Source organism: Sphingobacterium sp. (genome assembly GCF_039596235.1).
Taxonomy (GTDB): Bacteria; Bacteroidota; Bacteroidia; order Sphingobacteriales; family Sphingobacteriaceae; genus Sphingobacterium.
The window spans coordinates 136,214-149,579 of sequence record NZ_JBCNKE010000012.1; the positions used below are offsets into that span (position 1 = coordinate 136,214).

General features: G+C 40.1%; 10 protein-coding genes. 4 read left to right on the forward strand and 6 right to left on the reverse strand.

Annotated elements, in window-relative coordinates:
- The first annotated feature begins 9 nt into the window (after positions 1–9).
- From ABDW32_RS22175 to mnhG, 3 genes are read left to right on the forward strand one after another with little or no spacing between them, the layout of a single operon-like run.
- A complete protein-coding gene (locus tag ABDW32_RS22175; protein WP_343566007.1) occupies positions 10–468 on the forward strand; it encodes a Na+/H+ antiporter subunit E in 459 nt (152 codons plus the stop codon).
- Positions 465–740 carry a monovalent cation/H+ antiporter complex subunit F gene (locus ABDW32_RS22180; protein ID WP_343566008.1) on the forward strand — a complete coding sequence of 92 codons (276 nt, stop codon included), beginning with the start codon at positions 465–467 and terminating at the stop codon, positions 738–740. The genes ABDW32_RS22175 and ABDW32_RS22180 overlap by 4 nt, the downstream gene beginning before the upstream one ends.
- Complete coding sequence (gene mnhG / locus ABDW32_RS22185; protein ID WP_343566009.1) at positions 730–1,083, forward strand: monovalent cation/H(+) antiporter subunit G; 354 nt, start codon at positions 730–732, stop codon at positions 1,081–1,083. Before ABDW32_RS22180 ends, mnhG begins: the two co-directional genes overlap by 11 nt.
- Before the next feature lie 131 nt (positions 1,084–1,214).
- Here mnhG and ABDW32_RS22190 read toward each other — a convergent pair whose 3' ends face one another.
- Positions 1,215–2,306, reverse strand: coding sequence for a lactonase family protein (locus ABDW32_RS22190; protein ID WP_343566010.1), 1,092 nt, complete (start codon positions 2,304–2,306; stop codon positions 1,215–1,217).
- Positions 2,307–2,713: 407 nt separating this feature from the next.
- On the opposite strand from ABDW32_RS22190, the gene ABDW32_RS22195 reads away from it, so the two are divergent.
- Positions 2,714–4,063, forward strand: coding sequence for a peptidylprolyl isomerase (locus ABDW32_RS22195; RefSeq protein ID WP_343566011.1), 1,350 nt, complete (start codon positions 2,714–2,716; stop codon positions 4,061–4,063).
- A gap of 78 nt (positions 4,064–4,141) precedes the next feature.
- Here ABDW32_RS22195 and ABDW32_RS22200 read toward each other — a convergent pair whose 3' ends face one another.
- The 5 genes from ABDW32_RS22200 to ABDW32_RS22220 form a co-directional block, all read right to left on the reverse strand.
- Positions 4,142–5,032, reverse strand: a complete 891-nt coding sequence (locus tag ABDW32_RS22200) for a DUF4440 domain-containing protein (protein ID WP_343566012.1) — start codon at positions 5,030–5,032, stop codon at positions 4,142–4,144.
- A gap of 107 nt (positions 5,033–5,139) precedes the next feature.
- Positions 5,140–6,606, reverse strand: a complete 1,467-nt coding sequence (cysS, locus tag ABDW32_RS22205; RefSeq protein ID WP_343566013.1) for a cysteine--tRNA ligase — start codon at positions 6,604–6,606, stop codon at positions 5,140–5,142.
- 21 nt (positions 6,607–6,627) lie between these two features.
- Entirely contained in the window at positions 6,628–7,929 is a 1,302-nt protein-coding gene (der, locus tag ABDW32_RS22210) for a ribosome biogenesis GTPase Der (protein WP_077438899.1), read from the reverse strand.
- Between the two features lie 169 nt (positions 7,930–8,098).
- Complete coding sequence (locus tag ABDW32_RS22215; protein ID WP_343566014.1) at positions 8,099–9,844, reverse strand: RagB/SusD family nutrient uptake outer membrane protein; 1,746 nt, start codon at positions 9,842–9,844, stop codon at positions 8,099–8,101.
- Between the two features lie 23 nt (positions 9,845–9,867).
- A complete protein-coding gene (locus ABDW32_RS22220) occupies positions 9,868–12,957 on the reverse strand; it encodes a TonB-dependent receptor (protein WP_343566015.1) in 3,090 nt (1,029 codons plus the stop codon).
- Between the last annotated feature and the right edge of the window lie 409 nt (positions 12,958–13,366).

Sequence of the window (13,366 nt, forward strand, 5' to 3'; positions counted from 1 at the left end):
CAGTTTTTAATGAACCTGATGCTATCTTTTATCTGGGTAGCACTGACGGGATCAATGTATTACACGAATTTCCTGTTCGGTTTTTTACTTGGTTTCGCGATTCTTTGGATCATGAACAGGAATGAGGCCGACCAACGTTATTTCTATCGTGTTCCCAAAACGGTGAGTTTTATCCTCTTTTTCTTATGGGAAATGATCGTCGCCAATGTTCAGGTTGCCTACGATGTAATCACGCCAAAGTTTTTTATTAAACCGGCTATTGTCAAGTATCCGATGGATGCCAAGACAGACCTGGAGATCAATTTGCTTTCTACTTTTATATCACTGACGCCAGGTACGCTTATTTTGGATGTGAGCGAGGATAAAAAAACACTTTTTATCCATGTGATGTATATGAAGAGCAAAGAACAATTTGTGTCCACCCTAAAAAACAATGTTGAACGAAGACTTTTAGAACTCTTACGATGACTTTAACTACCTACTTCGATTATGTTATCCTCCCCATATTAGCCTTATCGGTTATTCTGGCATTTATCCGTTTATACAAAGGTCCACAGATCTTTGACCGGGTCATTGCACTGGATCTCATTATCACAATTGGAATCGGAATTATTACAGTTTATAGTATACGCACTTCGCAGGAAGTATTTTTAGATATTGCCATGATCTTGGCACTTATCGCATTTTTGGGAACTATAGCCTTTTCATTTTATTTAGAAAAACAACGCAATGATGACTGATATTACCTTAGCAATTTTAAGCACCATCGGTGCACTGGCCATATTATTTGCATCAATCGGCATATTACGGATGCCTGATTTCTATTTACGCCTCTCAGTGACAGTAAAAGCTGCAACCCTAGGGGTCGGTCTCCTGTTGATCTGCGCTGCGATGACATTTCCGGATGTGTCTGTGACGACCAAGGCAATAGCAATTGGTTTCTTTCTAATCCTGACCGCACCGGTTGCGGCCCATATGATCGGACGCGCAGCTTATATACAGCGTGTCAAGACCTGGAAAGGAACCGTCTTAAACGATCTGGAAAAAGAGGGAAAATTAGATTGCAGGAAAGAAGATTTTTAAGATATTCTTAAAAATAATACTGTCGACCAGGAATTCATCACAAATAATTAAGGCATCAAAACACTGTTGTGATGCCTTAATTGTACAAGATCTTTTTATCGGATAAGTCTCCATACCCTTGTATCGAAAGACTAAAATATAATACAGACCGGTGCAGGTACTTTGATTTCTTTCCCTGTATCCGTTAATAATCCGGTCTTTGTATCCCGATTAAACAGCACAATATTGTTGGTATATTGATTTGCCACGAGTAAGTATTTTCCATCTGGGGAAAGATTAAAATTCCGTGGTCCCCGCCCCTTGACCGAGGTATTGGATAATTTTTTTAATGCCCCATCTTTCTCCACAGCGAAGGTCGCTATCGTATTTGCGTCACCGCGATTGGTCGCATATAAAAATTTGCCATCGGCAGATATTTTGATATCTGCGCCGCCATTCTGTCCCTTGAATCCCTCTGGATTAATCTCGTAAGTGTTTTGGTACATCCAATCATTGCCTTCTTTCTTATAGCTCGCAACCTGACCTGTCATTTCCAATACAACATAGAGAAATTTTTCCTTCTTATCAAAGGCAATATGACGCGGTCCACCACCTGCCGGGGTAAAGAAATCCTCAGGTTCCTCTGCCAGACTATAAGCGCTTCCGGATTTATTGACAGGAAAGACAGAGATTTGATCCAAACCTAGATCCTGTATATATAAGCGCTCACCCTTACTAGAAAAGAAAGTAGAATGTATATGTGGTTTCTCCTGACGGACAGGATCAACGCCTTTACCTTCATGTTGGATCAGTCGGCTTCTTTTGTTCAGGACACCATTTGTTTCAAGCTCAAATAATGCTGCTGATCCTCCAGTGTAATTTGCTACCGCCAGCAAATTTCCTTTAGGATGCACTTCGACAAAACAAGGTGACTCCCCTCCAGTAGGCAGCGAGTTCAAGAAGGTCAGCTTTCCATCCTTAAAGGAATAAGCGGAAACGGTACCCTCCTGATTTGGAAGTTCATTGACAGCATAGATAAAGTTATTATTTCGAGCCAGAAACGAAGGATCCTTACTTTCCTGCGTGCCAATCAAGGCTACTTCACCTGTTTTTGTATCAAAATTATAAATATAAATACCTTTACTTTCTGTTTTGTTCGTATAAGTTCCAACAAACATTGGAATTTGTTGTGCAAAACTTGCCAAAGGCAGAAATGTCATCAGATAAATAAAAGCTTTTTTCATGTGTGTACAATTTATTAAAAATAATCATCGAATTTTCCTCTTGCTAACGGTGTAGCACAAAAAATAAAGATACCTTGTTACGGTATTACTGTTGCTGAGAAACTTGTTAAATTAGGTTAAAACCACCCTTTCTAAGAGGCAAATCCGTATTTTTAGCGAATCAATTTTAACAAGTCTAAAATTCCCATTTGAAATATTGGGATTATAAAAATATTGTTAAATAAAAATACGAATAATTCATATAATCTGATAATTTTGTGCTGTTGTTCAAAATAGTATATATTGAACGATAGAATCGGGAGATTATTAGTGATTTAGATGAATCCACTGTGATATCAATCTGTACGACTCGTATATGATTAAATGGATCATGGTTGCTTCATCGAGTTTAGAAACATATTATTTAGATGAAAAAAAACATATATATATTGTTTTTGTTGCTGTTTGTATCCATTCAGGCCAGCTTTGCGCAACGTCAGGTTATTGACCGGGTAGTGGCTACAGTGGGTTCAGGGATTATTCTGCAATCCGACCTGGACATGCAATATTCACAATGGCTTGCACAGGGGAATAAACCTGATGAAAAGTTCAAATGTGGAGTTCTTGAACAATTGATCATTCAGAAATTACTTTCCCAGCAAGCGGTAATTGACTCGATTGACGTCACTGAAACCGAGGTGGATGATAACTTAAATTCCCGGTTGCGCCATATGTCCCAACAAGCTGGTGGGCAGGAACGTTTGGAGAAATTCCTGAACCGTTCTTTGTTACAATACAAGGAAGAAATGCGTGCAAGTGTTTTTGAACAGTTGAAAGCGAATAAGATGCAACAAAATATCGTACAGAAAGTGGATGTAACGCCATTGGAAGTAAAACGTTATTTTGAAGGATTGAATAAAGATAGTCTTCCTTATTTCAATACAGAAGTTGAAATCGGCGAAATTGTCATGATGCCAAAATTGACCGACGAAGAGAAAAAAGAACAGCGGGAGAAAATAGAAGGCATCCGCAAGCAGATTGTCGACGGTTCGGATTTCGGAACGATGGCGCGCCTCTACTCACAAGATCCAGGTTCTGCACCTTATGGCGGCGACCTTGGCTTCGGTACCCGTGACAACTATGTGAAAGAGTTCTCTGCAATGGCGTTTAAGCTAAAGCCGGGGGAAATATCACCGATTGTAGAGTCAAAGTATGGTTTCCACATCATTCAGGTACTCGAAAGACGTGGCGAAGAGGTACACACCCGTCATATCCTGATGAAAATGAATCCCGGAGCTGCAGCGCTGGAGCGGACCAAAAATAAACTGGACAGTATCTACAAATTGGTTGTTGATAAGAAATTAGATTTTTATCACGCAGCAACGAACAATTCTGATGCTGAAGAAAGCAAATTTAATGGTGGTATGGTTTTAAATCCACAAGGATCCAGCCGTACAACTTTAATCCCGATGGATGGATTGGATAAGTCCGTATTTACAGCCATTGACCCATTAAAACCGGGGGAATATTCTAAACCGGAGCAATTCACAGACAAAACTGGCGATGTAGGTTACCGTTTCAACTACCTAAAAACCCGTATCGCGCCACATAAAGCAAATTTGGATCAGGACTTTACGAAGATCAAAGAAGCTGCGAAAGAAGATAAAGTACGTCGTAACCTAAGCAAATGGTTTGACGACAAGGCGAAGAATACATTCATTGATATCAGTGATGACTTCGGCGCCTGTGAAGAACTAGAAAAATGGAGAAAGAAATAGACGTTAATACGCTCCGCACATAAAAAAGGCTTGAATCAATATTCAAGCCTTTTTTATGTGCGGGATATTTGGAGTTATCTATTTCTCGAACATCATTTCGATCAGAATATTCCAATTCGCTTTCTTCACATCATCCTTCGCTAATTCGCTTAACTGCCATACCCGGATATAATTATACTTGACGACCTTATCTTTTTGCCGTACAGTCGCAGTTCCTTTTGTATAGGCAAAATCCCCACTATAGGAACGTTTAACTTCTTCAGGAACCGTCTCGATCGTCATGCGTTGTTTCTTCAGGTAAGCCATCATTTTATCCTTACCTTCCATTGGACTGGTCCAGGGAAACAAAAACCGGACATCTTCGCTTAAAAATTCTTTGTATGCTGTGGGATTATCCGCTTTAAGGACAGTAGACATCAACTTATCTGTTTCCAGTACAATATCCTCCCGTTGGTTCAGACGTACTTTAGAGCGATGCTTCAGGTACCAGGAGTCCGTTGGCTCAATATATTCAAGATCAAATTCACCATCTTTATCTTTACCGTTGTTTTCCACTTCAGCACGGATATCAACCAACCATTTACCTTTCTTATTACGTTTCCAGACGGTCAAGTACTCACCGTGACGCAACCTCGCGCCCACTTTTTGAAAGTCCATCGACCCAGATGTTACACCAAACTCCAGGCTCTTTGCGACAAGAGCAAAAGTAGGCTGCCAATTTAATACATCCGGAATATTAGGCCTATTATTGAGGTAATTGTATGCATTTACCGCCGAAGGAACGTAAAATGTAGATTCCTTATCGATAATGGATAAAAATGCCTGATGGGGAGTAGAAGCTTTAGATAATGCGGCGGCATCTTTATCGGCCTGCAGTAAACTTCCTACTTTTTCGGGTATCTGTGCGTACAATGTTGTTCCCATTGTACTCATCAATGCAACAACGGATAACCTATTCCAAAAATTCATATGCAAATGATTATTTATCGGCGTTCATCTTATTGCTTCAGATGAACGCATTACACTCGATTTTTAGGGCAATTGAATCCCCTTTTTTAAATTCGATTTTTTATCTATCAAATCTTATTCCAAAGTGTACCTTCTTTACTATCTTTCAGTTGGATACCAATTGCATTAAGTTCATCACGGATACGGTCCGAGGTGACAAAATCTTTATTCGCTTTTGCTTCGTTACGTAATTTGATCACCAAGTTCATGACATCATCAATATCATCCGTTCCGGACGCTTGATCATTTCGCAGTCCAAGGATATCTTCGACAAATTCTTTCATGAAAACTCTTAGCTTCTCCAGCCCCTCTTCAGAGACCTTGGCTTTACCATCATAGATCGAATTAATGATCCGCACCAATTCAAACAGCTCCGCAATCAAAACCGGGCTATTGAAATCGTCGTCCATTGCCGCATAACATTTATTACGGATCTCAGCCAGATTGAATGAATCAGCTCCTTTTGAAACTTTTAGTTTATCCAAGAGTCCTATTGCATTCATCAAGCGTTTATATCCTTTGTCCGCGGCGTCAAGTGCTTCATTGGAAAAATCCAATGTACTTCTATAATGCGCCTGTAACATAAAGAAACGAACAGCCATTGGCGAATATCCTCTATTTAACAAAGGATGGTTGCCCGTGAACAGTTCTCCTGGCAAAAATCCATTACCCGCAGATTTGGACATCCGCGCCCCATTTACCGTTAACATATTGGTATGCATCCAATACTTGGCAGGTGCGGTATGGTTACATGCTTCGGACTGTGCGATTTCGTTCGTATGATGCGTCGCCGCCAAATCCATTCCACCCCCGTGGATATCAAACTGATCGCCCAGGTACTTTCTGCTCATTGCCGAACATTCGATATGCCATCCAGGAAACCCGACGCTCCAAGGGGCTGGCCAGCGCATGATTGTTTCAGGCTTAGCCTTGATCCACAAAGCGAAATCCAAGCGTCCCTTTTTCTCATCCTGCCCACTAAGTTCACGGGTATTGTTCAACATATCTTCCAATTTGCGATTGGTCAATACGGTATAATCATACTGCTGCACATATTTCTCCACATCGAAATAGACAGTACCATTCGTCTCATAAGCATAACCGTTGCTGATGATCTGTTCGATCATTTCGATCTGCTCTGAAATATGTCCTGTCGCAGTAGGTTCGATACTTGGAGGCAAGGTATTGAAAAGACTTAACACATCATGAAAACCGATGGTATATTTCTGTACGATTTCCATTGGTTCGAGCTGTTCCAATTTAGCTTTTTTTGCAAATTTGTCATCTCCTTCATCACGATCGCCCTCCAAATGCCCGGCATCTGTAATATTCCGCACATAACGTACTTTATAGCCCAAATGACGTAGATATCTAAAAATCAAATCAAAGGAAACAAAAGTTCGGCAGTTACCCAAGTGTACATCACTGTAAACCGTAGGTCCACAGACATACATCCCAACAAGGTTGGCGTGGATAGGTTCGAATTTTTCCTTTGTTCGCGAAAGCGTATTGTATAAAAAGAGATTATGGTCCATGTTTGTTATCTGCTTGGAAATCTATTTTTGTCTGAAATATATTTGAATAGGCACACCTGTAAAGTCAAAGTGCTCACGCAATTTGTTCTCAATAAAGCGTTTATATGGATCTTTGATATATTGTGGCAAATTACAGAAGAAGGCAAACATTGGTGTTCTACCAGGTAATTGTGTCACATATTTAATTTTGATATATTTTCCTTTTAAGGATGGAGGTGGATAGCTCTCGATAATATCCAACATCACTTCATTCAACTTCGATGTAGGGATTTTTTTTGTTTTATTGGCGTATACCTTATCCGCCACTTCCAATACTTTTAGGACACGTTGTTTTTCCGTTACGGAAGTAAAGATAATCGGCACATCCGTGAATGGCGCAATTTTCTCGCGGATACGATCTTCAAAAGCTTTCATGGTTTTGTTGTCTTTCTCGATCAGATCCCATTTGTTGACCACGATCACAATCCCTTTACGGTTCTTCTCAGCCAGATTGAAGATATTCACATCCTGGGCTTCCAGACCATCTTGTGCATCTAACATCAAAATCGTCACATCAGAATCCTCAAGTGCTTTGATGGTACGCATGACCGAATAGAATTCGATATCTTCATTTACTTTTGATTTACGGCGAAGACCAGCTGTATCGATCAAAAGGAAATTATGTCCATATTGGTTGTAGTGAATACGGATAGAATCGCGTGTTGTACCCGCCATAGGCGTCACAATATTACGGTCTTTCCCGATCAAGGCATTTGTAAGCGAAGATTTACCCACATTCGGACGACCTACAATTGTATATTTCGGTAGGGCTTCCTCTTCCTCCTGCTCCTCTTCAAAGTGTGATACAACAGCATCCAATAATTCTCCGGTACCAGAACCTGTAGCAGAAGAAATATTAAATACTTCACCGAGACCGAATGCATAGAATTCGGCGGATTCATGATGCAACTTCGCGTGGTCAACTTTATTGGCGACCACATATACCGGTTTGGAACTTCTGCGGAGGATATCAGCGATTTCATCATCCAAGTCAGTGATACCCGTAGTAACGTCTACCATGAATATAACAACAGAAGCTTCTTCAATAGCGATATATACCTGATCACGGATGGCCTCTTCAAAGACATCATCCGAACCATGGACAAAACCACCTGTATCGATTACTGTAAATTTCTTTCCGATCCACTCCGCCGTCTCATAATGACGGTCGCGCGTCACCCCGCTAAAGTCATCAACAATCGCTTTTCTACTTTCTGTAAGACGATTGAATAAGGTAGATTTACCAACATTTGGACGACCAACAATTGCAACAATATTTGCCATATTTATTTTATTTGATCCACCCGCTCTCACAGCAGATGGCACTTTTATGCTAAATTACACGTTAAGGGTACAAAGATACGGATTCAAAAGGGATTATGGAGATACAAAAACAAAAATGGCTTTACCGTGAAGTAAAGCCATTTATAGGGTTTAAAATATGAATATTCGTCTAGTTAGACGTTGGATTCTGTGTTAATTTCCCCGGATAAGAGTTGATCGCATCCTGCGGAATGAAGTACGTTACTCTGAAATCAGTTGGTGCAATATCTTCAAACTGCTTTTGTGGTCCTGGATATGTTCGATTTAAAGGTTCGCCATTACGGAATACATCATAGCTACGTTCAGCCTGATAAGCCAATTCCAGTTGACGTTCTTTGTCAATCAGCTTAAATGCATTACTTGCGTCAAGCGCTGTATAGCCTCCGTTTACAATAGAGCGATTTCTGATGGTATTCAAATCATTTAGGGCAGCGCCATAGTTACCTAATTTTGCATAAGCCTCAGCACGATTCAAATAAATCTCACCTAAACGACTGATGACAGGTGAGTGCAATTGAGACTCTTCACCTTCACGTGAACATTTCACAATATAAAATTGCGGATAAGCACGGTTTAAGGAAATATAGTAATCGATCATACCAGTATATGTTTTTCCATCCTCATAAGCAATGGAATAAGTTTGTTGAGCTGCATTGATTGCTTTTAACGTATACTCTTTAACAACATCCTTATCATCAACCTTCTTCACTTCGCGGACAGTCACCGTACTACCATTGATTGTCGCGGGCAACTGCATATAACTTGTTGTCAACGGATCACCTGCTTTTTTGGGTATATCTTGTTTAATAAACCGAAAAACAGTTGTGTATTTACCTGCATCATCTTTTGAATAAGTAGGTTCAATAAATGCTGCGCGTGCATCGACAATCGTATAATGATCAGGTCTCCAGTCATTGCGTCCAGTTTCATTTAATAAATCAATGTATTTGGCACTAGAATACATCTCACCCCAGCCCATACCACCAATATTGGAATACATACCACCAATGCCATAATAATGATCATCGCCTGAAAATTCAGAAGCAACACGTTTTACCGCAAAGATGGTCTCCTTGTTATCTTCAGGCCTAAAGGTATTGTATTTCATGAATTGCTCACGCGCCAACAACACATATTTACCTGAATTAATCACTTTATCCGCATATTCTACAGCAAGACGTGCATATTCCGCATTTGGATTTTTATACGTACCGCTCATATACAAATATATACGAGAAAGCATCGCTTGTGCAGCTTCCTTAGATGCATATGCTGCACCGTTATTGATCGTCATTAAGGATTCGGCCTTTTTCAGATCGCTGATTGCCTGCGCATAAGTATCTTTGACAGAAGAACGGTCCGGTAAATTTAAATCATTGAAAACATCATCAGGCGTACCATTAACGATGGGAACGCCCAGATTCGTCTCAGGACTTTGATAGTAAGGTTTTCCGAAAGCGCGACATAGGTAGAAGTACATCATCCCACGGATGTAATAACATTCACCTAATTTGTTGTCCATTTCTGTACTCTGCCCTTCAGCAAACATTTTGATGACGTTCGAAGATTGAGCAATAGCTTTATAACCGCTGTCCCAAAAGTTCTGCAGCCGATAATTATTCGGCGTTCTCGCATAAGAGATAAATTCATAGAAGGCATCAGTCGACGAACCGCGGATCATCATATTGTCACCGGCATATTCACCAAGACGATGCATTGGGTCGGACCAGGCTTTTAACTGCGCATAAGTACCTGTTACCATTGCATCAGGATTATTTGCAATATTCTCTTCATCCATTGAAGTATAAGGAAGACGATCTATATCGCAGGAGGACACTGCCGTTGCGATTAAAAGTCCAATTAATATCTTTTTCATTATTGATTTTCTAAACGTTAAAACTAAAATGTCACACTTGCTCCGAACATATATTTACGAACCATAGGATATACGGAAACTCCAGCAGATCTGATCATTTGACCACCTCCACCTTTGCCATCCGGCTCAGTCAATGGAAGCTCAGGGTCAACACCCGAGTAGTTTGTGATTGTAAACAAATTCTCGCCCGCTAAGAATACTCGCAGATTTTTGATATTATATTTTTTCAAATCAAAATTATATCCAAGAGTCAGCGATCTCATTTTCAAGAAATTGTTACTTTCTAAATAACGTGTAGAAGGTGAGTTCCCTTTATCTTGATTGTCGTATCTTGCGATCGGATGAGTGGCAACATCACCCGGCTTTTGCCAACGGTTCCAACCATCTTGTAACTTCATCTGATTACGATCCGTATAGGTTCCATCCGAATCAAATTCCTGACGGGAATAATTATATAATTTCCCTCCCAATGAGAAACCGAACACAGCATTCAGGTCAAACTGCTTATAACTTAAAGCTGTACTGAAACCTCCAAAAAGATCCGGATTTCCTTTTCCTACATTACGGAAAGTTGCATTGGAATAATTTGATGTCGTTGTCCTTGTTTCATTGCCATTGGCATCTGTCTCGTATCGATACCACATCGGTAAACCATTATCCACATTGACACCAGCCCATTCTTTCAGGTAGTAGGTATCTACAGGATAACCAGGCTGAAGCAAGCGTTGTGCCGACCCTGCTATACCTGATCCGTCCCCTGCGATAATCGGTTTGGATACAAGATTACCATTGGCATCTTTTGTTGCAAATAACTCGGTTAATTTATTCACATTGTGACTTAAATTGACATCCAAGCTCCAATGCACATTGTCGTTGCGCACAATGTCACCGCCAATAGTCAATTCAATACCCCGGTTTTGCATCTTACCAATATTTTTCCAGATGGAAGTGACACCTGTCAGACCACTGATAGGCACTTGATAAAGTACATTATCAGTCTTCTTGTCGTAATAATCGACATTAAATCGTAATCTATTTTGGAATAAAGCTGCATCTAAACCAAAACCTGTCGTATAGGTTTTTTCCCAGGTCAGGTCTTTATTACCGATTTGGCTAATTAATGCACCCGGTATTCCATTATAACTTGATGACGCAGACACAGAATAAAGACTATATTGCGGATATAATGAACTTGGTCTATTACCTACCGATCCGTAAGCCGCTCTCAGTTTTAAATTATCTACCCAATCAGCCTTAAACCACTCTTCCTTATTGATATTCCAACCACCACTGACTGAAAAGAAGTTTCCATATTTAGCATTGGTTCCAAAATTGGACGCTCCATCACGACGGAACGACACCTGTGCCAAATATTTATTATCATATGCATAGTTTACATTAGACAAAAACGACTGCACTGCCCATTCAGAAATGCCACCTTTAGTACGTTCTGGTTTTGCAACAACGTCCAATACCTCGAAACCATTTACAATACCTGTTCCATAGGCATCTAACGTTTTTGTCCAGTAGTCATTAAATTCATATGCAGCTAATCCATTCAGGCTATGTTTATCCCAAGTCTTGCTGAAACGTAAAATTTGGTTGGTATATCGACGCGCAAACTCCATGCGATAATCTGTAACACGACCAATTACACTTTCACCACTGTTTGATCTGGGATCTTGATATCCATTATCAGAATAACTATTGTAGCGATAATTGTTGACAGAAGAGAAAGTCAACCAATCTGTTAATTTGATATCGAAATCTAAGTTACCCATAAATTCATAATTGGTATTGGCACTATGATTCCATTGCAGGTCGTACAAGTAATTCGTACTTGCATTATTGACCCACCCACTATAACGATGTGGGACCAATTTACCATTTGCATCGTAAGGGCTATCCCAGGGTAGGTTTCCGTACATGGCATTAACATCGTATTGTCTATCATCTACCGCACGTCTAGATCCGGCAATAGACGGTTTAATGGTCAACCAATCGAAAGGCTTGTAATTGGTACGAAATCTAAAGTTATAACGGTCGTAGTCATACCCCTTTACAGCTCCAGCTTCATTGTAATAACCTAAAGATAAATAGGATTGTAATTTATCATTTCCCCCCTGAATAGACAAATTATGGTTTTGGACAAATCCGGTTTTAGTCGCTAGCTTCCACCAATCAAAATTACTGTTGCGTAATTCAGAGTTCCAGCGTGGAAATTTAATTTTATCTTGATTGGAAAATGATGCAAAATAGTCATACAATTCAGCACCATCCATCATTTCCATGTTTCCATTGGAAAGTTGGTTGATCCCCATTTTTGTAGAGAAGCTAATGCTTGTTTTAGATGCCGAAGGATTTTTTGTCGTCACAACAACAACACCATTTGCCCCCTGGGATCCATAAATGGATGTCGAAGCAGCATCTTTTAGGATCGTTAACGACTCAATGTCGTCCGGATTGATATCACCTGGGCTTGAGCCAACTATAACCCCGTCAATTACCCACAATGGGCTTGTCGTACCACTTAATGTTGCCTGACCACGAATCACAACCCCACCATTTGACCCTGGTTTACCGGCTCCTGGCGCAACATACACGCCGGCAGCTTTACCATTCAGCATATTTTCAACCGATGGAGTAGTTACATCACGTAATTTGTTCCCTTTAACGGCCTGAAGAGCCCCAGTCAAACTTTCTTTTTTCTGTTGTGTTCCATAACCAACAATGACAACTTCCTGAAGCGCCTCGCTATTGGATTCCATGCTGATATTGACCACGGCACCTGTTACCGTCACTTCCTGTGTCTTATAACCAACACTTGTAACAACCAATACATCCCCATTTTTAGCTTCAATACTAAATCTACCATCCGCTCCAGCAGATGTAGACCGCGAAGTACCTTTGACACTAATGGTTGCGCCTGCTAAGGCCCCTTCTGTCGATTGCACCTTTCCGTTTACTTTCTGCTGAAAAACAGCATTGTTCAACAGAACATTACGGTCTGGAAATTTAAGACCATTAGCATTAGCTGGGCTATGTGTACTTGTTATGAGTAAAGCTAATGATAACAGACTCAACTTGTGATTGTCGAGAATCTTTGAAATCATAATATTTAATAGTTAGTTTAAAAATTGATTAGCGTGCTAATCAAAATTTAGGTACATGAATGCTAAAACTAGAATAAGATACGGGCATATCAAAATGCAAAAACAACGAAATCGATTGCGCTATTTCAAACAAACGATTGCATAACTATCCAATTGTAGCATTGCTATTTGCGACTATACCTTATTCATCGCAGTTGATTTATGAACCTAATAAACTCGGCATATTTTTTAATACCATGAAACACAATAAATAATCTCACATTTCAAGGCAAATAAAAAAGAATAGGCTGAAAGACATTTATTTGGGAGTCTAATACAAAATAGAAGTGTCAGAACGTGTAAAATAGAAAAAGCCAAGGCTCTCACCTCGGCTTTTCTTTTAGTAGCGGGGACCAGACTCGAACTAGTG